This is a genomic window from Providencia rustigianii DSM 4541, assembly GCF_000156395.1.
In the GTDB taxonomy this organism is placed as follows: Bacteria; Pseudomonadota; Gammaproteobacteria; order Enterobacterales; family Enterobacteriaceae; genus Providencia; species Providencia rustigianii.
In genome coordinates, this window is the sequence record NZ_GG703820.1 from 273,114 (window position 1) to 298,889 (window position 25,776).

Consider the following 25,776-nt stretch of genomic DNA (forward strand, 5'->3'; position numbering starts at 1 on the left):
TGATTACTAAAAAAACCGGCTTAGGCCGGTTTTTTTGTCTGCTAGACTTTTTGTTCGAGACTATCAAAAGGTGTTGAGAACAAATCAGAGAAGTCTTTATTACAGACTCGTTGTACCGCCGGATGTTGGATCATTCTTTCGGCAAAAATCACATAATACTCTTCTTTTACGCTGTCTAACCGCCCTATTTCCTCAACTTCATTGTCTGCAAAAATATCTAATGCGTATAAAGATGGTGCAACAAATATTGCATTGTGATACATCCCAAATGCTTTCATTAGCGCCGCATCATCAAATTCGCCAAGTACTTCAACTTGTAAGTTTTGATTACGTATCCACGTTAGCAGGTGACGACCTAGCATAGAACGGCGCCCCGGAATTAATAGTCGACGCTCTTCAAGGCATTCTGGGAAAGGTTTCTTCGGCACAGGCTGACGACAGAAAAAGCTTACGCTACACTCCCCTAATTTAACCGAGAACAGCCCTTCTTGCTGTGAAGAGTCCACTGGGCAGTCAGATAAAATCATATCCAATTTATGTTGGCTAAGCTGCTCCAGTAGGAGTTCATGGGTCGATTCAAAACAGCGCAAATGAATTTGCTCATGCTCCACAACTGCCGTTTCTAATACTCGACTCACCAAACGTTTCGATAATGCATCAGCAACGCCCACATCAAACAATAGGTTAGATTCCCGACTATAGTTAACGATATCGAGCATCTCTTGGCTGAGCATAAACATTTTATCCGCATAACGGAAAATCAATTGCCCTAGTTCTGAAGGTACTAAACCACGCCCTTGGCGTTTAAACAATTTACCGCCCAAACGCTCTTCAAGGGCTTTTATCTGCCCTGTGATAGTTTGTGGAGTCAGATAAAGTGCTTCTGCTGCCCCAACGACAGAACCTTCTTTACAGACATGCCAAAAATAGTAAAGATGGTTAAAATTTAGATGTGAAACCCGCATATCGATTCCTTTTGTATCGCCAATAATTGTCGTAGTACATACTGACCATACGATTTACCTGTTCCCATCATTCAGGAGTTATAAAGTTAAAATACCCGCAGTAAAGTACTTATACCACGGGTATATCATAGATGATTGACTCGGAAATTCTTACTAATAATTACGCTTTAGATGTTAATTCATCATCTGATTGAGTCACCTTTGGTTTTGGCAAGACAATCCTTAACATCACATAGCCTAACAATGCCGCAGTGGTAGAACCAATTAAAATTCCCAGTCTAGAGTATGTACTATACACCTCATCTAACCCTTCAAAGGCTAGACCAGTGATAAATATAGACATGGTAAAACCGATCCCACAAAGTACAGATACTGCGAATACTTGCTTCAAGTTAATCGACTCCGGTAATTTCGCCAATCCTACTTTTACCGAAATCCAACTAAATAAGAAAATACCGATCGGTTTGCCGAAAATTAACCCAGCAGCAACGCCTAAAGGTAATGGACTCATTAATCCATCAAAAGTCACTCCATTCAGTTGAACACCTGAATTGGCAAATGCGAATATCGGTAAAATTAAATAAACCACCCAAGGGTGAAGCATGTGCTCCAGTTCTTCTGAAGGTTTAGTACCATTCGTTCCACGCAATGGAATTAAGAAACCGACGATCACACCCGCTAACGTAGCATGTACACCTGACTTCAAGATACATACCCATAAGATAAGCCCAATGACAAGATAAGCCGCCGTATTTTCCACTCGACGCCAGTTCATCAAAATCAGGATCGCCACACATAATGCCGCCAGCCCCAACGCAATCATGGAGACCGAATTTGTATAAAAGAACGCAATAATTACGATAACACCTAAGTCATCAATAATCGCTAACGCCAGTAGAAACACTTTTAATTGAGTTGGTACTCTTTTACCTAATAGCGCCATCACACCCAGTGCAAATGCAATATCCGTTGCAGCTGGAATTGCCCAACCTTGACGAGTTACGTCATCTGCACCATTAAATGCAAGATAAACTAACGCCGGTGCCAACATTCCGCCTAAAGCTGCAATAGCTGGAAATATCGCTTGGTCACGCCCCGCGAGGGATCCTTCCAATAATTCACGCTTTACTTCAAGACCAACAACTAAGAAAAAAACAGCCATAAGGAAATCATTAATCCATAAAATTAATGGCTTATCTAATTCTAGTGAAGATATTTTAATTGCTACCGGAATATCTAAAAATTGCTGGTAAGCCCCTTGTAATGGCGAGTTAGCCATTATCAATGCGACTATGGCAGCAATAATCAGGAGTAGCCCTCCTGCTGCTTCTAATTTTAAAAATTTACGAATAATTGCTGTCATATGTATAACCTCAAAAAATGTTTTTGAATGTTAATAGTATGCTAATCATTAATTCGTAAAAAATCGTTTATTTATGCATTAATGATCGTTTTTTCCGAATCATTAGTATTTAATATCACAACAAATGATAATAAATCGTTAATTTCACTATAGACAATTATTCTAAAAACAAACAATAAATTTACTTAGTAAAGCGCTTTAAAAATTCAATTTTTTTAGGGACTAATAAGACGGTATCAATTTTTGAACAGTAAAAATAATCGTTTATTTTTGTTTTCGAAGCGCTTCGCAAAAATAGAATCAAAGTTCAATATCGAAGAGCTTAAGCTTCACAAAAAAATCGAATTAATGAATACTGAATGGATTGTTAGGCCATCGGCTCCCTGTTTATATTATGTCCTTATCTATTCTGATTTCTGTGCTGCTCGCCGCTTTTTGCCATGCAAGCTGGAATGCTCTCGTTAAATTTGGTAATGACCGCTTTTTTGGCTTGGTGATGATTGCCGTTTTTTCCGGCATACTCACTATCCCTGCACTCTTTTGGTTTGGGTTACCAGCCCCAGAAGCAGTTCCATGGCTTGTTCTATCCGTTCTTTTTCATCTCGGTTATATCTACTTTTTAAGTCAAGCTTATAACCATGGAGACCTCAGCCAGATATATCCCATATCTAGGGGGTCAGCACCTTTAATTACTGCGCTATTGAGTGTTGTTCTCTTTCATGAAGTTCTACCCATTTTAAGTTTTGTAGGAATTCTATTGATTATTTCCGGCGTGGTGGCTATTGCCTTTGCTGGTAGGAAATTTTCCTTAAATATTAAAGGGAAAGCCCTTGTTTTTGCTTTATGTACCGCATTTTTCACCGCCTGCTATACCCTATCGGATGGATATGGAGCAAGAGCCAGCCAAGATCCTGTCACCTATACTTTGTGGTTATTTTTACTTAATGGACTCATTCTTGCTGTTCCCGGTGCCATTAAATACCGCAGTTCATTATTAGATGGGTTTCAGCAATACTGGCGTTCCGGGTTATTAGGTGGGTTAATGCAGCTAATCAGCTATGGAATCGCTATTTGGGCGATGAGCCAAGCCCCCATCGTCTTGGTTGCTGCAATTCGGGAAACCAGTGTGTTATTTGCTATGTTTCTTTCTATTGTGTTTCTCAAAGAGAAATTTAATTTAATGCGAGTCTTCGCTTGTATTGTTATTTTACTTGGCGTTTTACTCGCTAAATTAGCCAGTTAATATCATCACTGGAAAATCAATTTTCTTGTTAGAATCATTTATCGTCGTTCGAGAAATTTAGCGTTTATTGTCATTTAATTATGAGGTGAGAATGTCCCTTTTAAGATCCTTAATTGCCATGTCTATTGTGGCAACGCCTTTGTCAGCATTTTCCGCACCTACAATTACGCCAACACCCGCAGATTTAATGATTGTTGATGGCACCGTGCTCACCATGGACAAAGATAATCAAGTCATTGAACAAGGTACGGTCGTTATTAATAAAAATAAGATTGTTGCCGTTGGTGGCCCTGAGTTAGTCAGCCAATATACCGCTAAAAAACAATTAAATGTGGCTGGAGATATAGTCATGCCAGGGCTAATCAATACCCATACCCACGCCTCGATGACCGTTTTTAGATCATTAGCCGATGATGTTCCTGACCGTTTACATCGATATATATTTCCATTAGAAAGCAAAATGGTTTCCCGAGATATGGTTCGAATTGGGGCTAATTTAGCTAACGTCGAAATGGTAAAAGGGGGCGTAACGACCTACGTGGATATGTATTATTTTGAAGATGAAGTTGCCAAAACCGTCGATAAAATTGGCTTACGCGCCATTCTTGGTGAGTCAGTGATTAAATTCCCAGTTGCTGATGCTAAAAATGCAGATGAAGGTATCAATTATGCCGTCAATTTTATTCAGCAATATAAAGATCACCCTCGGATCACCCCCGCTTTTGCACCACATGCGCCGTATACTAATACCACTGAGCACTTACAAAAAATTGCGAAATTATCCCAAGAGCTTAATGTTCCTGTCATGATCCACTTAGCCGAAACCGATAGAGAGCAAGAAGAAATAGCAAAGCGCACTGGAGGAAAAAGCCCAGTTCAATATATGGCGGATATCGGTGCCTTGAACAATAAAGTCATTGCAGCTCATGCCATTATGGTGGATGAAAAAGATCTCGATTTATTAAAACAGTATGATGTTGGAGTCGCTCATAATATCAGTGCAAACACCAAGTCAGCCAAAGGAGTTTCCCCTGTCACACGTATGTTAGAAAAAGGGATTCGCGTAGGCTTAGGCACCGATGGTCCTATGTCGAGTAATACCTTAACTACCATGAATGAACTTAATCTTGTTGGGAAAATTCACAAGCTCGAAAATAAAGATAGATCGGCTATGCCACCGATTACCGTTGTTGAACTGGCAACTAAAGGATCAGCTAAAGCTATTCATATGGAAGATAAATTAGGTTCGCTCGAAGTCGGTAAATTAGCCGACATTATTGTTGTCGATACTAAATCCCCAAATATGGTACCGATGTACAGCCCATATGCAGCTCTCGTGTATGGTGCTAATGGCTCTAATGTTCGCCATACCATTGTAGATGGAAATATTTTAATGGAAGAACGTAACGTTCTTACCGTGGATGAAAAAGCCATTATCAAAGATGCTCAGCAGTTTGCTGATAACGTTCGCCAAACTGTCATTGCAAGTGGCGAAAGTGTGAAATAAAAAAATGGCTGATCCCGTTTTTCGCAGGATCAGCCATTATCTGTACTTAATGATAAACCAATTATTTACTGGTTAAGTCATCAAAGAATTTTTTTACGCCATCTAAAAAGCGTTTTGAGCGGGGGCTGTTTTTCTCGCCCCCCGTACCGCCTAATGATTCGCCAAACTCTTTGAGTAACTCTTTCTGTTTCTCATTCAGTTTAACTGGTGTTTCAACGACAATGTGGCACATCAAGTCACCTTGCATACCACCACGCACTGATTTCACACCCTTACCTTTCATACGGAAGGTCTTGCCTGTTTGAGTTTCGGCAGGGATTTTCAGCTTCACGCGGCCATCAAGAGTTGGCACTTCAATTTCACCGCCCAGTGCCGCTACTGCGAAGTTAATTGGAACTTCACAGTGCAAGTTATTACCATCACGTTCAAAAATATCGTGAGGCAATACATGCATCTGAACAAATAAATCTCCCGCAGGTGCTCCATTTGCGCCAGCTTCACCCTCACCAGATAAGCGAACGCGGTCACCGGTATCAACTCCCGCAGGGATTTTAACAGACAAGGTTTTGTATTTTTCAACACGCCCTTGACCATGGCATTTGTTGCACGGATCTTTGATAACTTTTCCACGACCGTGACAAGTTGGGCAAGGTTGCTGTACCGAGAAGAAACCTTGGCGCATATGAACTTGTCCCATACCGTGACAAGTTGAACACGTATCAGCGCTAGTTCCCGGTTTTGCACCACTACCATGGCATACATCACAACTTTCTAATGTTGGGATACGGATCTCTTTGGTCACTCCACGGACTGCTTCTTCAAGAGTCAGTTCCATGTTGTATTGTAGATCTGAACCACGGCTTTGGCGTTGTTGTCTGCGACCGCCTCCAAAAATATCACCGAAGATGTCACCAAAAATATCACTATTGAAGTCGCCGCCGCCGAAACCGCCACCGCCGCCACCCATGCCGCCTTGCTCAAATGCCGCATGCCCATATTGGTCATAAGCCGCACGTTTTTGCTCGTCGGATAGAATTTCGTAAGCTTCTTTTATCTCTTTAAATTTAGCTTCAGATTCATCTTTATTATCCTGATTACGGTCAGGGTGATGTTTCATTGCTAAGCGCTTATACGCTCGCTTAATGTCTTTATCTGTCGCATTTCTTTCGAGGCCTAAAACCTCATAAAAGTCTCTTTTAGCCATTTATTTTTCCCTTAACATGCAGACACGGGCGCAGAGTTCCCTCAACGCCCGTGTCCGGTATCAGTAACCATTATTTTCGATAGTCACTGCGCCCGCTAAGGGCCTTATTTTTTGTCTTTATCGTTAACTTCTTCGAATTCAGCGTCGACGACATCGTCATCTTTTTTAGCATCTGCACCCGCTGCGCCGCCCGCTTGAGCTTGCTGCTGTGCAATTTCTAAAAGTTTAGCTGATGCAGTTACCAGCGCTTGGATTTTCGCTTCGATATCTGCTTTATCTTCACCTTTAGTCGCGACTTCTAGTTCAGAAGTTGCTTTTTCGATGTTCGCTTTATCTTCAGCTGGTAATTTATCGCCCGCTTCTTCGATTTGTTTACGAGTACCGTGAATCAGTTGGTCTGCTTGGTTACGAGTCTGTACTAACTCTTCAAATTTACGGTCTGCTTCAGCATTCGCTTCTGCATCACGAACCATTTTCGCAATTTCTTCTTCGTTCAGACCAGAAGATGCCTTGATGGTGATGTTCTGCTCACGACCACTATTTTTGTCTTTTGCAGAAACGTGCAAGATACCATCAGCATCGATATCGAATGTGACTTCGATTTGAGGCATACCGCGTGGAGCTGCTTGAATGCCATCTAAGTTAAACTGACCCAACGATTTGTTATCTGCCGCACGTTTACGTTCACCTTGCAACACATGAATAGTTACTGCTGCTTGGTTATCTTCTGCGGTTGAGAACACTTGGCTATGTTTTGTTGGGATGGTGGTGTTTTTCGAAATTAACGAAGTCATCACGCCACCCATGGTTTCGATACCTAAAGACAGTGGAGTTACGTCAAGTAACAGAACGTCTTTAACATCACCCGCTAAAACACCACCTTGTACAGCTGCACCAATCGCTACCGCTTCATCAGGGTTAACATCTTTACGTGGTTCTTTGCCGAAGAAATCAGCAACCGCTTTTTGTACCATTGGCATACGAGTCTGACCACCAACTAAGATAACGTCGTTGATGTCGCCTACGCTTAAGCCAGCGTCCTGCAGAGCAACTTTAACTGGCTCCATAGAACGTTTAACTAAATCTTCTACCAGTGACTCCAGTTTTGCACGGGTCACTTTGATATTCATGTGTTTTGGACCTGACGCATCTGCAGTGATGTATGGCAGGTTAACGTCTGTTTGTTGAGCAGAAGACAGCTCAATTTTTGCTTTTTCAGCAGCTTCTTTCAGACGTTGCATTGCCAGTGGATCATTGCGCAGATCAAAACCTTGTTCTTTCTTAAACTCTTCAACTAAATAGTTGATTAAACGAGTATCAAAGTCTTCACCACCTAAGTGAGTATCACCGTTGGTTGCCAGAACTTCATACGTTTTTTCGCCATCAACTTCATCGATTTCGATGATTGATAAGTCAAATGTACCACCACCTAAGTCGTAAACCGCGATAGTACGGTTGCCAACTTCTCTATCTAAACCATAAGCCAGTGCAGCAGCAGTTGGTTCGTTGATGATACGTTTTACTTCTAAACCTGCGATACGACCCGCATCTTTTGTTGCTTGACGCTGAGCATCGTTAAAATAAGCAGGAACAGTAATTACTGCTTCAGTAACTGGTTCGCCCAGATAGTCTTCCGCGGTTTTCTTCATTTTTTTCAGAACTTCAGCTGAAACTTGTGGCGGAGCCATTTTTTGCCCTTTCACATCTAACCATGCATCGCCATTATCTGCTGCGATGATTTTATATGGCATGATAGACACGTCACGCTGAACTTCTTCATCTTGGAAACGACGACCAATTAAACGTTTGATCGCAAATAATGTATTTTCTGGGTTAGTCACAGCCTGACGTTTTGCTGGCTGACCAACTAAAATTTCACCATCCTGTGTATAAGCGATGATGGAAGGAGTAGTTCTATCGCCTTCGCTGTTCTCAAGAACACGCGCAGTAGTACCATCCATAATTGCAACGCATGAGTTAGTTGTACCTAAGTCGATACCAATAATTTTACCCATATCAAACGCCTCCAAAGGAATTCTTTTTAATTAATTTCGATATCAATCTATATAAGGCTCAATATTTCATTTTCAAGGGAGTTTTTACTTCAACCTTGATTTTTTTTGTAACCTTAATTTTTTTGCAACTCACAATAATTCGGATTGATAACTGTTGATGACATAAAGATGGGGTCACAAATTCATTCATCAAGGGGGGGATTAAAAAATTTTTACATTTAATACAAAAAAACCAGTCTTTCGATCATTGTTTCGACAATTAAAACTGAGTATCATGCGCGTCCCCATACTATGGGATTTCAAACATTCATCATATCTATTTGATTTTTAAAAATTTTACCAGAGGTTATATGCAATCTAGTTCGCTTGCCAATCCAGGCCCACTTGGTTTATTGGGCTTTGGTATGACAACAATCCTGCTGAACATCCACAACGCAGGCTTTTTCCCTCTATCATCCGTTATTTTAAGTATGGGAATTTTTTACGGTGGTATTGCCCAAGTGATCGCTGGACTTATTGAATATAAGAAAGGAAATACTTTTGGCGCAACCGCATTTACCTCTTATGGTTTTTTCTGGATTGCTTTAGTTGGTCTACTGTTTTTACCAACCATGGGCTTAGCAGAAGCAACTGACCCCGCATTTTTAGGGATATTCCTGCTGCTCTGGGGAGTTTTTACCTTCTTTATGTTTTTAGGTACCTTTAAAGCTAATTTAGTGCTGCAATTTGTCTTCGGCAGCCTAACCGTGCTATTTGCACTATTAGCGATCGGTAATCTGACTAACAATGCGGCTCTGTTACAATTCGCTGGTTATGAAGGGATTATTTGTGGTGCGAGTGCCTTTTATTTAGCAATGGCAGAAATTTTAAATGAGCAATATGGCAAAACGATTCTGCCAATTGGTCAACGTAGCTAATTAATAGACTCTATACTGTTGACACTATCAGGCGGGCAAAAATCCGCCTGATTTTTTAGATAGATATTATTCCGCAGTACGTATTGCAGATTTAGGTCTGAATGCTTTAACAATTGCCGGGTCAGTCTCGATATATGGACCATCCAAGAGTTGGATGCAGTATGGCACACTCGCGAAAATACCGGATACCACGACATTCCCTTCTTTATCTTTAAGCCCTTCCAAGGTTTCAGCAATCGCTTTTGGCTGCCCCGGTAAGTTTAAAATCAGTGACTGATTGCGGATCACGCCGACTTGGCGAGATAAAATAGCCGTTGGTACGAATTTTAGGCTAATCTGGCGCATTTGTTCACCAAAGCCAGGCATTTCACGATCAGCAATAGCCAATGTCGCATCTGGGGTGACATCACGACGCGCGGGCCCCGTTCCGCCAGTTGTCAGCACTAAGTGACAGGAAAATTCATCCACCAGCTCACACAACGTTTGTTCTATCATGATTTGCTCATCTGGGATCAAACGGGTTTCTATACGAAAAGGCGTGGTTAGGGTTTTCGTCAACCACTCTTCCAGTGCTGGAATACCTTTATCTTCATAAATTCCTCCTGAAGCACGATCAGAAACCGATACCAGACCTATGCGCAACTCATTCATACAAACCTCAAAATTAATTATCGAAACTGTTTATTTAGCAGGGGAATTCCCCGCTAATAACAATAAACACGGTGCATCATACCATGATGGAGAACAGCTGACAGCGGGACTTTTGTGTGAAAATGTGGAATTGGGAGTTTAATCAATGAAAAAAAGGCAGAAAAAAACCCAGCCAATTTAGCTGGGTTTTCTAGAAAATGAACGATTACAGCAACGCTGCGATCATCTTTTCTAATTTTTCTTGGTCAACAGCGAACTTACGGATACCGTCAGACAGTTTATCCACTGCCATTGGATCTTGGTTGTGCTGCCAGTAGAACTCAGCTTCGGTCAATTTAGCACCCGGCTCTTGAGTTTTACCTTCATCTTTCAGTTTACGAACCAATTCACCTTGTGACTCAGACAGCTCTTTCAGCAAAGCTGGAGAGATGGTTAGACGGTCACAACCTGCCAGTTCAATGATTTCACCAACGTTACGGAAACTCGCGCCCATTACCACAGTTTTGTAGCCGTGAGCTTTGTAATAGTTGTAGATTTCAGTGACGGAAACCACACCTGGATCTTCTTGAGCAGCATACTCTTTTTTATCTGTATTTGCTTTATACCAGTCGAGGATACGACCTACGAATGGAGAGATCAGGTAAACACCTGCTTCCGCACAAGCACGCGCTTGAGCAAAAGAGAATAATAACGTTAAGTTACAGTTAATGCCTTCCTTTTCCAGTTTTTCCGCAGCGCGGATACCCTGCCAAGTAGAGGCTAATTTGATCAGAATACGGTCATTGCTGATACCGGCTTCATTATACATTTTCATCAGTCGACGAGCTTTAGTAATACAAGCTTCTTCGTCATAAGAAAGACGCGCATCAACTTCAGTAGAGATACGACCCGGAACTAATTTCAGGATTTCCAGACCGATATTGACAGCCAGTTTGTCGCAAGCATCAACAACTTGTTGTTCACGATTATCACTTTGCTTACGAGCCCACTCTACCGCATCATCGATTAATTTACGGTATTCAGGAATTTGTGCAGCATTTAAAATTAGCGATGGGTTAGTTGTCGCATCTTGTGGCTTGTACAGCTTCATCGCTTCGATGTCGCCAGTATCGGCAACAACAGTTGTTAGACTACGTAAGGAGGTTAGTTTGTCGGTCATTTCTTTAATCTCGTTGTTATACCCGTCATATTTCAAGTTGTAGGGGTGTTGGCTACGTTTATGAACCACCATTCTACAACTTAAACTACTTTGCGTATTATTAAGGAATTGAGGCTAGCGCCGCACCGTCTCATGATAATATCACGCATCCAAGTTGCTGCAAGCGAGGAAATCTCTTGGCAAGCAACTATTTGATCAGCAATCGTTTTCGCAGCAGAATTTAAAACTGAATCCATTTAGCCCATATAACTTATTGAACCAGTAGAGCAGACAATAAAAATGGAATCTACTTATTGCAGCAATTCGCCATTCTAATTAATTTTTTGCTACAGTAGGCAATAATTCTACTTTAACAAGGGTCAAGTTATGCTGATTACTATTTCACCTGCCAAAACATTAGACTACGAAAGCCCACTTGCCACTCAGTTATATACTCAACCCGAATTACTCAGTGAGTCTGAAAAGTTGATCAAAGAGTGTCGAAAATTAACACCCGCCGATATCGCTAGCTTAATGAAAATCAGCGATAAACTCGCAGGGTTAAATGCGGCTCGTTTTGGTGAATGGCAACCCAACTTTACCCCAGGAAATGCTCGACAAGCTATTTTGGCATTTAAAGGCGATGTCTATACTGGCATGCAAGCTGAAACTTTTTCTCAAGCAGACTTTGAATTTGCTCAGCAGCATTTGCGTATGTTGTCAGGTTTATATGGTGTTTTACGTCCATTGGATTTAATGCAGCCTTATCGTTTAGAGATGGGGATTCGCCTTAAAAATAGCCGCGGTAAAGATTTATATGAATTCTGGGGTAATATAATTACTCAACATTTAAATGAAGCATTAGCGGCTCAAGGGGATAATATCCTAGTGAACTTAGCTTCCGATGAATATTTTAAATCTGTAAATATCAAAAAGTTAGACGGCGAAATTATTAAACCGGTCTTTTTGGATGAAAAAAATGGCAAATATAAAGTTATCAGTTTTTATGCAAAAAAAGCCCGAGGCTTGATGAGCCGCTTTATTATCCAAAATAAATTAACCCAATCAAAACAACTATCTGACTTTAATTTAGAAGGCTATCAGTTTGATGAGCAGCAATCTAAAGGCAATGAGCTAGTTTTTACTCGCGCAGAGCAAATCTAATATTTACGCTTATGAGGTGTTTAACACACCCCATAAGCGCCATACTCAACATCAGACATAATATTTCAAATCCTCATCACATTTTGTTGAAAAAATAATCGTTTCAGTGACTTTATAGCATTCATTCCTCAGTGCCCTTGAGACCTTTATGCCAATATTTGGTGAGATCTTTATCATCAATTTTTGGAGGTGAACAATGCCGTATCTCGCATCGTCACATCGTTATACTGATATGGAATATCGCCATTGTGGACGCAGTGGATTAAAACTCCCACTAATCTCGTTAGGACTTTGGCATAATTTTGGCGACAATAAGCCCATTGATAATTGTCGAGAAATGCTACGGCATGCCTTTGACCATGGGATCACGCATTTTGATCTCGCCAATAATTATGGTCCACCACCCGGCTCCGCAGAGCAACAATTTGGACGGGTCCTTCAACAAGACTTTCTGCCTTATCGAGATGAAATGGTGATCTCCACAAAAGCGGGTTACACCATGTGGGAAGGTCCTTATGGGGATTGGGGAAGTAAAAAATATTTAGTCTCTAGCCTTAATCAGAGTCTGAAAAGGCTCGGTTTAGAGTATGTTGATATTTTTTATCATCATCGACCCGACCCACAAACTCCCCTCGAAGAAACCATGAGCGCTTTAGATCTCCTAGTGCGCCAAGGTAAAGCACTCTATGTTGGCATTTCTAATTATCCCGCAGAAACCGCCGAAGAAGCGATCAATATCTTGCGACAACTTGGAACCCCCTGCCTAATTCATCAACCAAAATACTCAATGCTGGAACGCACCCCTGAAGAGGGATTATTAGATTTGCTTGAGGAAGAGGGGGTTGGTTCAATTGCCTATTCCCCCCTTGCTGGCGGTATTTTAACTGATCGCTATCTTAACGGGATCCCCGTAGATTCTCGGGCAGCGAGCAACCCTTCACTCCCGCCAGAGAGATTAACCTCCAATGTCCTCGCTAAAGTCAAAAAGCTGAATGAATTAGCCTTAATTCGTGGGCAAAAACTGAGCCAAATGTCCCTTGCGTGGCTGCTGCGCCATGACCGGATTACATCCGTATTAATCGGAGCCAGCCGCATTAGCCAAATCGATGATGCTCTCGGAATGATGGAAAATCGTGATTTCAGTCAGGAAGAGTTAAAAACTATCGAATTAATTTTAGATGACTCCATATAATTTCTAATATTACTCAATTCTCTCTTGAATAAATTTAGTCAAGAGAGAGTTATTATTCGACTATTTAATTTTCAATATAAACATCTGAATAAAATAATATATTATTATTTTATATTCACCATCTACAAATTAGATCCATTAATTCCTCAACAACATTCTTTTATTCTTTAAATGAGTCAATTACACTTTCCTTGCAGTTTAATCAATCCACTTAATAATGAGGTATGTATATGCAAAAATTATCTATTACATTATTCACATTACTATTTCCTTTATCTATTCTCGCTTCTACTGTTCAAGTTAATGACATTACTCCAACCACTGAGTATCTTTTGAATAATGGAGGTAATGGCGGCAATGGAGGGCACGGCGGTAACGGGGGTAGCGGTGGCCATGGTGGAAATGGTGGCAACGGTGGTAATGGCGGTAACGGAAATTAAATAAAGACAATTATTTCCCCCTTTATCATGGGGGGAATGGAGCATACTATGACGAATTACTCTTTATTTTCATTTTTTTCTATTCTATCTTTTTCTATTATATCAACCTCAAGTTACTCTAATAATATTATTAACAATCAAATATATTCACCTCATTTAAATAAGCAAAATATTAATGATGATAAATCAATTTTGAACCTTTGCTTACCTTTTCACTGTCGAGATACTTATTTTCATTTCTCGTACAATGGAAATAATGGAACAAACGGACAGCATGGAAATACCAGTCAAGGGGGTAGAGGCGGCGACGGTCAACAAGGAGGGAATGGAGGCAATGGCGGAAATCATGGTCATGGCAATCATGGAGGACATGCAACACCAGGCAGCAATGGTAATGGTGGAAATGGGGGAAATGGCGGTATTAGCGGTGGCGATGGTGGCCACGGTGGAAATGGCGGTATTAGCGGTGGCGATGGTGGCCACGGTGGAAATGGTGATGGCTTAGGTAATGGCGGCAACGGTGGGAATGGTTCCATCGATGGTAACGGAGGAAATGGAGGTCACGGCGGATATAATGGCGGGCATGGGGGCAATGGCGGTGATGCATCTGGTAGTGGCAATGGTGGCAGTGGTGGCAATTCAGGCCCTGGAGGGCAACCCGGTAAAGGCGGGAAAGGAGGCCCTAACGGAGGACAAAATGGTTCTGATGGAACCGATTCATAAGCGTAAAGATCACGGCATAAAAAACGGAAGCCTCAGCTTCCGTTATAAACATCAATATTAATTATTGCTTTGGCGCTAGTTTCATTAAAAATTCACGCAGCTGAGCGAAATCAGAAGGTAAAAAATGCGATAATAGCGGTAAATCTGCACGTTCCGCTAATTCTTTAGGCAATGGAATTTGTTTGTTTAAGATAGCTTCAACGCTCTCTTTAAACTTCGCTGGGTGAGCTGTTCCTAAGAATAAGCCATATTCACCATCTTGCAGTTGATCACGCAGAACACGATAAGCGACTGCGGCATGAGGCTCAGATAAATACCCTTTTTTATCTAATTCACGTACCGTTTCTCTAGTCACTTCATCATTGACTACCCCATGACCCAGCTCGTCTAATGACCAACCTTTACGACGGAATAGCTCTTCAATTCGTGGCCAGTTATTTGGTTGGCTCACATCCATCGCATTCGATAAAGTAGCGACCGTTTGATGTGGTGTCCATTTGCCATCCTCTAAATAACGAGGAACAGTATCATTGACATTCGTCGCCGCAATAAAGCGCTTAACCGGTAATCCCATCGATTTCGCGAGTAATCCCGCTGTTAGATCCCCAAAGTTACCACTTGGTACCGAAATCACCAATTGATCCCGTTTCTCTGCTGGGATTTGAGCGACAGCTTCAAAATAGTAGCAAATTTGCGCTAATAAACGGCTAATATTGATTGAGTTCGCAGAGTTTAGATACAACGCTTTTTTCAATTCTTCATCATCGAAAGCGTGCTTCACTAATGCCTGGCACGCATCGAAATCATCTTTGATAGCCACTGTGTGGATATTTTTACCCAGTGTACAGAACAGTTTTTCTTGTAGTGGGCTGATTTTTCCTTCCGGATACAGGATCACGACTTGAACATTGTCCACACCATAGAAAGCATGAGCAACTGCTGCGCCAGTATCACCCGAAGTTGCCGTTAGGATAGTCACTGGCGCACCGCCTGCAACTTGTGCTAACGCTTGCGCCATAAAACGCCCGCCAAAATCTTTAAACGCTAACGTTGGCCCATGATATAGCTCTAACGTAGCCACATCATCTTCCACTTTAGATACCGGGGCAGGAAATGCGAAAGCATCTTTAATACGAGCCTGTAGCTGTTCTGCTGGAATTTCATCGCCGATAAATGCACTTAAAATTCGGCTACTGCGAGTAACAAAATCCAGTTTTAATAATTCATCTATTTCACTCGCACTAAAAGCGGGTAAATCTTGCGGGAAAAACAGACCTTGCTGCTTACCTAAACCTTGTTTCACGGCTTGCGCGAAGCTGACTTGTTCATTGTTATCTTTTAAATTATACAGTTTCATCGTTTACCCTATTGTCCTTGCACCGACCAGATCTAAATGGCAGATATGCACAAAGCCTTCATCATTTTGAATGTAATGTTGTTGTAGGTACTCCACCATTTCTTGCGCGATTTTTATATCATCGCTAATGGTGAACAAGGTTGGACCTGAACCTGAAATTCCACAGGCTAGCGCCCCAATTTGTTTAGCATGCTCACGAGCTTGAGCAAAACCCGGTAGTAATTGAGTTCGGTATGGCTCGGCAACCACATCTTTGATCATCGTGAGCGCCAATTCTGGCTGGTTAGTATGGCAAGCGTGGATAAAGCCTGATAAATATCGCCCATGGTTCACAATGTCATAGCGAGAATAGCTATCGGGTAAAATGGCGCGCGCTTCCGCAGTGGAGACTTTAATCCCCGGATAAGCCATTACCCAATACCAATTTTTAAAGGCAGGAACCGGCTGCGAAATAATGCCATTTTGCTCTATAATCAGCTGTAAGCCGCCGAGGTAGCAAGGTGCAACATTATCATAATGAATACTTCCTGAAATGCGTCCTTCCAAGACCCCCATCATCCCAAGTAATTCAGTTTGGTCAAACGGTTTACCTGCAAATTCATTGAGCGCCATCAGTGCGGCAACCACTGAACATGCACTTGATCCCAAGCCAGAACCAATGGGCATATTTTTTTCGAGAACCATTGCCACATTCAGTTTTTTACCAAGACGCTCACAAAACAGTTCCCAACATTGATAAACAATGTTGTGTTCCATTTTCTTTGGCAGCTTGCTAACGAATCGACCTTGATTGGTTAATGAAAAAGTATCCGCCGCTTCAATACTGACACAGTCACCTAATAATGAGCCATCAATAGGTGAAACTGCCGCGCCAAGCACATCAAACCCAACGCTCACATTCCCAATTGAAGCAGGTGCATAAACTTTAATCACTTCTTAAACTCCCAATTTCCATGATAGGGTACGCAGCATATCCGCAAATACACCCGCCGCAGTTACATCATTACCGGCACCATAGCCTCTTAACACTAAAGGAATTGGCTGGTAATAGCGCGTATAGAATGCCAGTGCGTTTTCGCCATTTTTCACTTTAAACAGTGGGTCGTTACCATCAACGGCGACAATTTTCACCTGACAGCGACCTTCTTCGATAAGACCGACATAGCGTAACACTTTTTCTTCTGCCTCTGCGGCTTTTATGCGCTCAGCAAATGGGGCATCTAGCTGGGGTAAACGTGCCATAAATTCAGTCACGTTACCTGAACTGTCAAAATCAGCGGGTAATACTGATTCAATTTCAATATCTTCCAGTTCTAATTTATATCCCGCTTCACGGGCAAGAATTAATAATTTACGTGCTACATCCATACCGGATAAATCATCACGAGGATCCGGCTCTGTAAAGCCTTTCTCTTTTGCTAATGTTGTCGCTTCAGACAATGACATGCCTTCGTCTAATTTACCGAAAATAAACGAAAGGGAGCCAGACAAGATACCGCTGAAATGAACCAGCTCATCCCCAGCATTGAGTAAGTTTTGAAGATTCTCAATTACCGGTAAACCTGCGCCAACGTTAGTGTCATATAAGAATTTACGTTTCGAATTCTCTGATGCTTCACGTAGCTGATGGTAATAATCCATCGACAATGTGTTGGCTTTTTTATTCGGCGTCACAACGTTAAAACCATCTTTTAAGAAATTAACATACTGCTCAGCAATTTCTTGATTTGATGTACAGTCGATAATTACTGGATTCAAGAAGTGATATTCACGCTCTAAGCGGATCAAGCGGCTAAGACTAAATGGCTCTTTTGCTTCAGCGAGTTCCGCTTTCCAGTTATCTAAATCAATACCTTGCATATTAGTTAGCATCGCTCTTGAGTTCGCGATACCGCACACACGCAGGTCAATATGTTTCTGTTTTAGCCATTGTTGCTGGCGATGAATCTGCTCAATCAGCGCATTACCAACCCCACCGACACCCACTATAAAGGCCTCGATCACTTGTTCTGCATTGAAGAGCATTTGGTGACATAAGCGTACCGCCGTTGTCGCTGATTCATTGGCAATAACCGCGGAAATAGAGCGCTCAGAGGACCCCTGAGCAATCGCCACGATATTAATATTGCCACGAGTCAATGCTGAGAAGAAACGCGCTGAAATACCTTTTAGCGTACGCATACCGTCACCCACAACGGAGATGATAGCCAGTTGCTCCATCACATCTAATGGGTCTAATACCCCATCCTTCAGCTCTAAATAAAACTCTTCTTCTAGCGCAGTACGTGCTCGTCGAAGTTCATTTTGTGGCACACAGAAACTGATACTGTATTCTGAGGACGATTGGGTGATCAGTACCACGGAGATTCCTTTACGCGACATGACTGAGAAAATACGCGCAGCCATACCCACCATGCCTTTCATTCCCGGGCCTGAGACGTTGATCATCGCCATATTATTCAGGTTAGTGATCCCTTTAACTGGGGTACTGACGTCCGTTTGTCCATCCCCAATTAACGTTCCCGGAGCACTCGGATTAGTGGTGTTTTTGATCAAGCAAGGAATTTGGAACTGAGCAATCGGTGCAATAGTACGAGGATGAAGAACTTTCGCGCCGAAATATGAAAGCTCCATCGCTTCTTGGTACGACATTCCCTTGAGTAATCTTGCATCAGGCACTAAACGTGGGTCACAGGTATAAACACCATCAACATCAGTCCAAATCTCACAGCAATCAGCGCGTAAGCACGCCGCTAATACCGCCGCAGAATAGTCAGAGCCGTTACGCCCTAAAACCACGAGTTCACCTTTATCATTCCCTGCGGTGAAACCTGCCATCAAGATAAAATGGTCTTTTGGTATATTTAATTCGGCAATCCGTTTTGTTGATTCATTGATGTCAACTGTGGATTCTAAATAGTGCCCTTTTGCAAGCAAGCTTTCGACTGGGTTTATCACAGTAACTTTGTGGCCACGCGCTTTTAAAACAGATTCCATGATGGCAATAGAGAGTTTTTCACCACGACAGATAATTGCGGCGTTAATGCTGTCAGGACATTGTCCAAGAAGAGTAATACCATGCAGTACTTGTTTAATTTGCGCGAATTCGTGTTCAGTTAGTTTTTTTAACTTGTCATATTCGAAGCCGGGTAGCTTATCTTTCAAGCCCTTTAACAGATTAGCAAAAATCATTTCTGCATCATTCACATGCGTGATGACATCCTGACCCGCGACTGTTTTTTCAATCATTGCAACGAGATGGTTAGTGATTTTTGCTGGTGCAGATAGCACCAGAGTCACTTGCCCATCAGCTAATTTGCTTTCAGCGATGTCAGCAACGTTCAGTACTCGTTCGTCATTTGCAACCGAAGTACCGCCAAATTTAAGCACACGCATGGTATTTCTCTCCTGAATTAACACCAAAAAAAAGCCCACATCTTTTTGGATGCGGGCTTTTTCATTTTTATTTTTTGGATGCGTCAGCCCGCCCCGTTTCCTGTGGTTACGGTGGTGGTGGTAATAATCGTAGTCAGGCTGATGTTACGCATAAATTCTGTCTGTCTCATTGGGAACATTTAGTTTCTCCCTATACGGTTAAAGTAATTGTTGAAAAATGTCAAATTTATTTGCTCTAACTCGCATAATTCCGCCCTTTCGCTAGATTAAAGATCACCTAGCTTTAGGGAATATTCCTGTATAAAAACAGACAAAAGCTCCATAATCCAGAAATAAAAACCAATTACCATTGAGTTGTCAGATTTAAATATTATTTCAATAGCGGATGCATTTATTGTTCAATAAACAATCAAATTCTAATTATTGATATCTGTCATTGCTAGCTCAGAGGTAATCAAAATATTGAGATAAACACGGTTTTGAAAATCCATGTTTATCTTGAATTATTTTTCATCAATATTGATGCCAACCATAAAATCACCTTACCAAGTCACAAATCAATTCCATTAATTGATGACTCAATAGCCATAAAATTTATTATAAAGAAGAAAATAGAATTCAGATATTTCTTAATTAATTTGTTAATTTTTTGTAAAATAAAAGGGAATAATTCAAAGTGAATAGGTGTAATTCCCTAGTTTGAGTTATAAAAAACCAGAATTGCTATTTTTACGCGATTTTAGATTAATAAAATTGATTTTACTCTTCCTTATTTTTAGAAAAAAAATTACAGTAAAAAAACGTTCCTTCAACCACTTTAAGTTAAATTTCAGCAGTGAGCACCCCATAACTATGCGGGCTCTCATCCATATACTCATGAAATAAAAACATTATCTATTTTTAAAACTATTATTTTTTATCTCAATTCGATACCTCAGAGTAATCTAAATTTGGTATAATTCTCTACCTAACAATCTTTGTTAACGTGCTACAATTGATTTTGATATGTATCAACAAAAGTTAGTTTTTTAGGTGGTAAATGCAGTATTAGCTGTTATATTGCTGTTAACAGCCCAATATTGGGAAAGTGCTTTAATTTTGGTAGGTTTTACTATCTTATGCTTAACGGATAGGCAGCTTTAAATCACTGATAAATGTAAAGACAAATTTATACTCATGAACGTGATTTTCCAGATAATCATACCAACAACCACCTAACTGGAAACGGCTTGTGAGTTCAGTATTTTTATTTTAATACTTTAGGTAGCAAATATGCAGACCCCACACATTTTGATCGTTGAAGACGAAATTGTCACACGTAATACGCTGAAAAGTATTTTTGAAGCGGAAGGTTATGTGGTCCATGAAGCCACTGATGGCGAAGAGATGAATAACGTTCTCTCTGAGCATGACATCAATTTAGTTATCATGGACATCAACTTACCAGGTAAAAACGGTTTACTGCTAGCTCGTGAATTACGTGAGCAAGAAAGTATCGCATTGATGTTTTTAACTGGTCGTGACAATGAAGTCGATAAAATTCTTGGTCTTGAAATTGGTGCTGATGACTATATCACCAAGCCATTCAACCCACGTGAACTGACTATCCGTGCACGCAATTTATTGTCTCGTACAATGAATTTAGTCGGTGGCACAGAAGAACGTCGCCTCGTTGAGAGTTATAAATTTAATGGCTGGGAATTAGATATCAATAGCCGTTCATTAGTTAGCCCTGCTGGCGAGCACTACAAATTACCACGTAGTGAGTTCCGTGCAATGCTACACTTCTGTGAAAACCCAGGCAAAATTCAGACTCGCGCTGACTTACTGAAGAAAATGACCGGCCGTGAATTAAAACCACACGATAGAACGGTCGATGTGACTATCCGTCGTATCCGTAAGCATTTTGAATCAACACCGGATACCCCAGAAATCATCGCAACCATCCACGGTGAAGGTTACCGTTTTTGTGGTGATTTAGACGAATAATCGTCACTTAATATCAGTATCTTGATTTAATGAAACCGTAGTCATTCATGACTACGGTTTTTTTATAAAACATTATCTTAAAGTACCCTTTTTTATTGATTCAGTTATATTTTTTAGAATCACCTAGCGATATATTCCCTTAAATATCCAAAATAAGCTTAGCTTAGACATTGAGGGGATAATATGGGGTTCGTTGTCGATGAAAGAAATAAGCTAGTTGAGGTAGATCACTCTCATAATCATTTTTGCATTACTACTGCAATTGGAAACCCTACAACAACTCTATTGGATAATAACTTAAAAGTTACCTCTATTTTTGCAAGAACAAAAAGTAGAAGAAACAAACATGTCAGAAAACCTATTGGGGATAATAACCCCATGCTTTACGCCTTAAAAGGCCTACACCAGGTCAGAGCTACACGACGTTCAATAATAGATTTGAATCAAAGCTATCGACAAATATTGCCAAAATTTCTCGCCGCTGGTTTTGTATGGGATTGGCTTATTCCATTACCATCATCTAGTAATTTAACAGCTTTATTTGCTAAAAAAGTAATCAAACATTCAGGAATTGGTGAGTATCATCACGACATAATAATAAAAAATAGCGCACAACATACACTTGATAGCCTTTATAATTTGCCCATAAGATCGTCCGAACGCTCCGCCTTACATGAGGATACTAAACGATTTATTTCATTTAACTCACCCAAAACACCTTTTGAAATAAAATCAATTACTCGGGTCAAGTTAAGAAAATATATTAACCCGCTAACTTGGGGAAATATACCCAGCAATATATCTGTCCCCTGCAATATTTTACTTGTTGATGACATGGTAACAACAGGTACCTCATTGATGGCTGCATTTAAGTTACTAAAACAACGATATCCAATCGTTAATATTGAGGCTCTCACCTTATTTGGCTCAAGTAAAAAATAATAATTGCCTCTAATAGTCATAATCGATAGGATACCCATAAGAGCTGGTATGAGCGACCCTGCTCTATAAATTATCGAACGTCGCCCGCGCTGCGCGTGTGTAGCCAGACCGTAAGGGTCAGAAATCACATCCTTAGAGAGCGGATAAGGCAACTAACAGGTTGTAAAAATGTCGTTTCACATTGCACAATCAAAAGGCACTGTAAAAAGTGCCTTTTGCATTTATATTGCTACCAAGGCATAACTGGCACTGCACTCAATGCATTTTTTGGTGAGCCATCAATCATTTTATCCGAATACGTCAAGTAGATTAACGCATTGCGTTTTGGATCATAGAAACGCACCACTTGCAGCTTTTTGAAGACTAATGAAGTTCTCTTTTGGAAAACGACCTGCCCTTTCTGTGGGTTACGTTTTACACGATCAGTCAATTCGATGGGGCCTACTTGCTGGCAAGAAATTGCGGCGTCCGACGTATCTTCGGCTAAGCCTAAACCGCCTTTAATTCCACCTGTTTTAGAACGACTTAAATAGCACGTTACATTATCTACATCGGGGTCATCAAAAGCTTCGACGACGATTTTATGATCTGGACCGAATACTTTAAATACCGTATCCACAGAGCCAATTTCTTCAGCCACCGTGGCAAAAGAGAATGTCGATAGTAATGATGCGATAACGAGTTTTTTTATGGCATCGCCTAAGGCGTAATTTTTTAATCTAGAAAAACGCATTCTGTATTCCCTTTTCAGCTTAATTAACTACAGCATCTTAATATAATAAAAATGATGATCACTCTGTTTTGTAACTAAATCTTAAATACACCGCATTTACTATAAACGAAAAAGATAACTTGTTATAGAATAGCGAATCATTGATAACTCATATCAGTCCTGTGAGTCGTATTGCTTGGGGATATCCATGGATCAAACTAATATTATTCGCGATCTTCTTCGCTGGATAGATGATAACCTTGATAAACCATTATCATTAGATAATGTTGCCGCTAAAGCGGGGTATTCAAAGTGGCATTTACAGAGAATGTTCAAGGATGTAACCGATCAAGCTATCGGTGCTTATATTCGCGCAAGACGCCTGTCCCGAGCGGCTGTAGCACTGCGCCTAACCAGCCGTCCCATCCTTGATATTGCATTACAGTACCGATTTGATTCACAACAGACATTCACTCGTGCATTTAAAAAACAATTTAACCTAACTCCGGCATTTTATCGCCGCACTGAAGAGTGGTGTGCCGCAGGTATCTGTCCACCTATTTTGTTGAATGATCACCATCCTCTGAATTATGAATTTGTGCAGATACCGGAACAATCATTGGTTGGTTTAGAACAAAGCTGTTCCTACGCCTTAGAGGAGTGGTCAACAGCCTGTTCGCAAATGCGTCAATCATTCTGGCGCTATTACCTAGAACATACCACCAGCGTAGCATCTGAAGTCTTTGGCTTACATCACGCTATTCACAATGCTGAAAAAGAAGATGAGCAGACCGTGTTTTATACCACAGCGGTCAAACCTGAAGATGCAAGTTTCAATAATACGCAATACAGCCATATCACCATTCCCGCAGGGGAATATGTGAAGTTCAATTTCAGTGGTGAAGCAAATAGAGAAAGATTACAAGAATTTTTGTATCAGATTTATGGTATCTATCTGCCGAAGCTAAACCTAACTCGTCGCCCTGGCTATGATATTGAGCATTACAAAATTAAAGATGTTGAGATTGATGATGTGAGCAATAGTGATCCGAAAACCCATATTGATGCATTCAGCTATTATGTACCTATCAAAATAGATAGCACACAGTACGCACAATAAAATAGGTCTTTTTGGTGATTGAGGCGTTTTCTATGAAAACGCCTTTTTTATACCATTAACCCTGCTGCTCATCTAAGGCAGGCTGCGTTAAATGGGTTACCTCTCCCGCCGTTTCTACGATCCAGCCATTGGCTAACCATGGGCTATTTTGGTAATCCACTCGAGAAAGGGAGCAATTACGCAATCGTAAACGACGCGGTGAATTAGCAGGAACCCCTAAGATACGACTTAATAAAGTACTTAGCGCTAAACCGTGGCTAACCAGCAATGGGCGGCTATCTTCAGGTAATTCAAGGCAACGATTCAATGCTGCAAACATGCGCGTAAACAATTCATCCATTGATTCACCATTAGGAATACGTCCGCCATCAGCGCCATTGATCAAGCTCTGACGCCATTGCTCTTCCTGCTCGGTGAGTGAATCAATCTCTCTCTGTTCTAATACGCCCATATTTAGTTCACGTAAACGCGGTTCTGTGATAATTTCACAACCGCAAACATCCGCAATAATTTGTGCAGTTTCGCGTGTGCGTCCCATATCACTAGTGATAATATGGGTAATACCTTCTGATTTGACCCGATTGGCGACTTGTTCCGCCTGTTTACGACCAAGAGCCGTCAGAGGGCTATCTGATTGACCCTGTATGCGACGAGCAACGTTCCATTCAGTTTCGCCATGGCGAACAAGATAAACCTGTAACATAGATGTGTTCCGTTATTACTGTGCAAAGTATGTGTTCAAAGGAAAATAATTAATGTACCAAGTTATAGCTGCAACGACTAATCCTGCCAAAATTAAAGCAATTCATCTTGCTTTCGATGCTGTTTTTGGACCAGGCAGTTATCAAATTGAAGATATTAATGTCGATAGCAGCGTTCCACAGCAACCTATCGGTAATAATGAAACCCGTACAGGTGCAAGACAACGAGTGATGGCATCGAGACAAGTTCGCCCAGAAGCTGACTTTTGGGTCGGTATTGAAGCTGGCGTCGAAGATGATATGACATTCGCTTGGATTGTTATCGAACACAGCCAAATTCGTGGAGAATCTCGTTCTGCCAGTATCATGATCCCAGAAAAAATTCTTGCGGGGATCCGTGAAGGGCGTGAGCTTGGCGACGAAATGGCATTCTTAACCGGTATTGATAATATCAAGCAACAAGGTGGCGCTATTGGCTTTTTCACCAATGGCGTTCTGACGCGCACCAGTGTTTATCAACAAGCCTTAATACTTGCCTTAGTTCCTATTAAGCACGAAATTTATAAAGAGCTAAACCAGATAGACGATTAATTATACCCGAAACAATTTAAAATGCATGCAGGGCTCTCAATCATTGGGAGCCCTGCTTTTTGGTTAAATAAGACTAAAGTAATTTCGACTCTAGCCACTCTTTGACCGGAATCGGTGCTGATTTCAAACTATTCGACCCACGAGTAATGGTTGCGATCCCAACACCTAACTCATTTTTTAACTCTCGTTGGCTCATTTCACCTCGCATCAACTCTTGCACTATCCTCACTCGAGTTCCTAGCGCTGTCCGTTCATCCGGAGTGAGTAATAGCTGAAGAATTGAATGCTGTATATTTTGTTCAAATGCCATTTGTAGCAGTTCCACAAAACGTTGCCAATCTGCATTCTCATCGGCGGTTAATGCCGGATCAGAGGTATATTCTACAGTCATCGCCTTACCTTCCATACTATTAAACTAGTACAAATAATAGCACAGAACGCTATCC

At 41.1% G+C, this 25,776-nt stretch carries 24 protein-coding genes and 1 other annotated feature; of the genes, 11 read left to right on the top strand and 13 right to left on the bottom strand.

Annotated features, from left to right (window positions below):
• Positions 1-41 precede the first annotated feature (41 nt).
• Together nhaR and nhaA are read right to left on the bottom strand one after the other, a co-directional pair.
• Positions 42-965 carry a transcriptional activator NhaR gene (nhaR, locus tag PROVRUST_RS15585; RefSeq protein WP_006815843.1) on the bottom strand — a complete coding sequence of 308 codons (924 nt, stop codon included), beginning with the start codon at positions 963-965 and terminating at the stop codon, positions 42-44.
• A gap of 160 nt (positions 966-1,125) precedes the next feature.
• The gene (gene nhaA / locus PROVRUST_RS15590; protein WP_006815844.1) at positions 1,126-2,328 is read right to left on the bottom strand and encodes a Na+/H+ antiporter NhaA; all 1,203 of its coding nucleotides are present in this window, start codon (positions 2,326-2,328) and stop codon (positions 1,126-1,128) included.
• Positions 2,329-2,722: 394 nt separating this feature from the next.
• On the opposite strand from nhaA, the gene PROVRUST_RS15595 reads away from it, so the two are divergent.
• Together PROVRUST_RS15595 and PROVRUST_RS15600 are read left to right on the top strand one after the other, a co-directional pair.
• Positions 2,723-3,571, top strand: coding sequence for an EamA family transporter (locus PROVRUST_RS15595; RefSeq protein ID WP_006815845.1), 849 nt, complete (start codon positions 2,723-2,725; stop codon positions 3,569-3,571).
• 118 nt (positions 3,572-3,689) lie between these two features.
• Positions 3,690-5,078, top strand: a complete 1,389-nt coding sequence (locus tag PROVRUST_RS15600; RefSeq protein ID WP_377093681.1) for an amidohydrolase — start codon at positions 3,690-3,692, stop codon at positions 5,076-5,078.
• Between the two features lie 61 nt (positions 5,079-5,139).
• Here the strand turns inward: PROVRUST_RS15600 and dnaJ are convergent, their stop codons facing one another.
• Both dnaJ and dnaK read right to left on the bottom strand, forming a co-directional pair.
• On the bottom strand, positions 5,140-6,282 hold the full coding sequence (gene dnaJ / locus PROVRUST_RS15605; protein WP_006815848.1) for a molecular chaperone DnaJ: 1,143 nt from the start codon (positions 6,280-6,282) through the stop codon (positions 5,140-5,142).
• A 104-nt stretch (positions 6,283-6,386) separates the two neighbouring features.
• Positions 6,387-8,297: a molecular chaperone DnaK gene (dnaK, locus tag PROVRUST_RS15610; RefSeq protein ID WP_006815849.1), complete on the bottom strand. Its 1,911-nt coding sequence runs from the start codon at positions 8,295-8,297 to the stop codon at positions 6,387-6,389.
• 350 nt (positions 8,298-8,647) lie between these two features.
• Between dnaK and satP the strand changes: the two genes are divergently transcribed.
• Positions 8,648-9,214 (top strand): acetate uptake transporter, encoded by a 567-nt coding sequence (satP, locus tag PROVRUST_RS15615; protein WP_006815851.1) that lies wholly within the window; start codon positions 8,648-8,650, stop codon positions 9,212-9,214.
• A 66-nt stretch (positions 9,215-9,280) separates the two neighbouring features.
• Here the strand turns inward: satP and mog are convergent, their stop codons facing one another.
• Entirely contained in the window at positions 9,281-9,865 is a 585-nt protein-coding gene (gene mog, locus PROVRUST_RS15620) for a molybdopterin adenylyltransferase (protein WP_006815852.1), read from the bottom strand.
• A gap of 205 nt (positions 9,866-10,070) precedes the next feature.
• Complete coding sequence (tal, locus tag PROVRUST_RS15625) at positions 10,071-11,024, bottom strand: transaldolase (protein WP_039855672.1); 954 nt, start codon at positions 11,022-11,024, stop codon at positions 10,071-10,073.
• 366 nt (positions 11,025-11,390) lie between these two features.
• On the opposite strand from tal, the gene yaaA reads away from it, so the two are divergent.
• The 4 genes from yaaA to PROVRUST_RS15645 all read left to right on the top strand — a co-directional run bounded on the left by yaaA (position 11,391) and on the right by PROVRUST_RS15645 (position 14,522).
• The gene (gene yaaA / locus PROVRUST_RS15630) at positions 11,391-12,167 is read left to right on the top strand and encodes a peroxide stress protein YaaA (RefSeq protein WP_006815855.1); all 777 of its coding nucleotides are present in this window, start codon (positions 11,391-11,393) and stop codon (positions 12,165-12,167) included.
• A gap of 196 nt (positions 12,168-12,363) precedes the next feature.
• Positions 12,364-13,359, top strand: a complete 996-nt coding sequence (locus tag PROVRUST_RS15635) for an aldo/keto reductase (protein ID WP_039855630.1) — start codon at positions 12,364-12,366, stop codon at positions 13,357-13,359.
• Between the two features lie 230 nt (positions 13,360-13,589).
• Positions 13,590-13,799, top strand: coding sequence for a hypothetical protein (locus PROVRUST_RS15640; RefSeq protein ID WP_006815857.1), 210 nt, complete (start codon positions 13,590-13,592; stop codon positions 13,797-13,799).
• A 192-nt stretch (positions 13,800-13,991) separates the two neighbouring features.
• A complete protein-coding gene (locus tag PROVRUST_RS15645) occupies positions 13,992-14,522 on the top strand; it encodes a hypothetical protein (RefSeq protein WP_248696643.1) in 531 nt (176 codons plus the stop codon).
• Positions 14,523-14,583: 61 nt separating this feature from the next.
• On the opposite strand, the gene thrC is transcribed toward PROVRUST_RS15645, so the two are convergent.
• The 4 genes from thrC to thrL form a co-directional block, all read right to left on the bottom strand.
• A complete protein-coding gene (thrC, locus tag PROVRUST_RS15650; RefSeq protein ID WP_006815859.1) occupies positions 14,584-15,879 on the bottom strand; it encodes a threonine synthase in 1,296 nt (431 codons plus the stop codon).
• A 3-nt stretch (positions 15,880-15,882) separates the two neighbouring features.
• Positions 15,883-16,812: a homoserine kinase gene (gene thrB, locus PROVRUST_RS15655; protein ID WP_006815860.1), complete on the bottom strand. Its 930-nt coding sequence runs from the start codon at positions 16,810-16,812 to the stop codon at positions 15,883-15,885.
• Positions 16,813-16,815: 3 nt separating this feature from the next.
• The gene (gene thrA, locus PROVRUST_RS15660; RefSeq protein WP_006815861.1) at positions 16,816-19,275 is read right to left on the bottom strand and encodes a bifunctional aspartate kinase/homoserine dehydrogenase I; all 2,460 of its coding nucleotides are present in this window, start codon (positions 19,273-19,275) and stop codon (positions 16,816-16,818) included.
• A 24-nt stretch (positions 19,276-19,299) separates the two neighbouring features.
• Positions 19,300-19,420 (bottom strand) — a sequence feature (Thr leader region).
• Positions 19,359-19,454 (bottom strand): thr operon leader peptide, encoded by a 96-nt coding sequence (gene thrL, locus PROVRUST_RS20580; protein ID WP_071599563.1) that lies wholly within the window; start codon positions 19,452-19,454, stop codon positions 19,359-19,361. Its footprint overlaps the feature before it by 62 nt.
• A gap of 1,093 nt (positions 19,455-20,547) precedes the next feature.
• Here thrL and arcA point away from each other — a divergent pair.
• Both arcA and PROVRUST_RS15670 read left to right on the top strand, forming a co-directional pair.
• Positions 20,548-21,264 (top strand): two-component system response regulator ArcA, encoded by a 717-nt coding sequence (gene arcA, locus PROVRUST_RS15665; RefSeq protein ID WP_006815864.1) that lies wholly within the window; start codon positions 20,548-20,550, stop codon positions 21,262-21,264.
• Positions 21,265-21,447: 183 nt separating this feature from the next.
• The gene (locus PROVRUST_RS15670; RefSeq protein WP_006815865.1) at positions 21,448-22,206 is read left to right on the top strand and encodes a phosphoribosyltransferase; all 759 of its coding nucleotides are present in this window, start codon (positions 21,448-21,450) and stop codon (positions 22,204-22,206) included.
• Positions 22,207-22,435: 229 nt separating this feature from the next.
• On the opposite strand, the gene creA is transcribed toward PROVRUST_RS15670, so the two are convergent.
• On the bottom strand, positions 22,436-22,939 hold the full coding sequence (gene creA, locus PROVRUST_RS15675; RefSeq protein WP_006815866.1) for a protein CreA: 504 nt from the start codon (positions 22,937-22,939) through the stop codon (positions 22,436-22,438).
• 187 nt (positions 22,940-23,126) lie between these two features.
• On the opposite strand from creA, the gene robA reads away from it, so the two are divergent.
• Positions 23,127-24,038 (top strand): MDR efflux pump AcrAB transcriptional activator RobA, encoded by a 912-nt coding sequence (gene robA, locus PROVRUST_RS15680; RefSeq protein ID WP_006815867.1) that lies wholly within the window; start codon positions 23,127-23,129, stop codon positions 24,036-24,038.
• A gap of 55 nt (positions 24,039-24,093) precedes the next feature.
• Here the strand turns inward: robA and gpmB are convergent, their stop codons facing one another.
• Positions 24,094-24,741, bottom strand: a complete 648-nt coding sequence (gene gpmB / locus PROVRUST_RS15685; RefSeq protein WP_006815868.1) for a 2,3-diphosphoglycerate-dependent phosphoglycerate mutase GpmB — start codon at positions 24,739-24,741, stop codon at positions 24,094-24,096.
• Between the two features lie 52 nt (positions 24,742-24,793).
• On the opposite strand from gpmB, the gene yjjX reads away from it, so the two are divergent.
• Positions 24,794-25,330 (top strand): inosine/xanthosine triphosphatase, encoded by a 537-nt coding sequence (yjjX, locus tag PROVRUST_RS15690; protein ID WP_006815869.1) that lies wholly within the window; start codon positions 24,794-24,796, stop codon positions 25,328-25,330.
• 73 nt (positions 25,331-25,403) lie between these two features.
• Here the strand turns inward: yjjX and trpR are convergent, their stop codons facing one another.
• A complete protein-coding gene (gene trpR, locus PROVRUST_RS15695; protein ID WP_039855634.1) occupies positions 25,404-25,721 on the bottom strand; it encodes a trp operon repressor in 318 nt (105 codons plus the stop codon).
• Positions 25,722-25,776 lie beyond the last annotated feature (55 nt).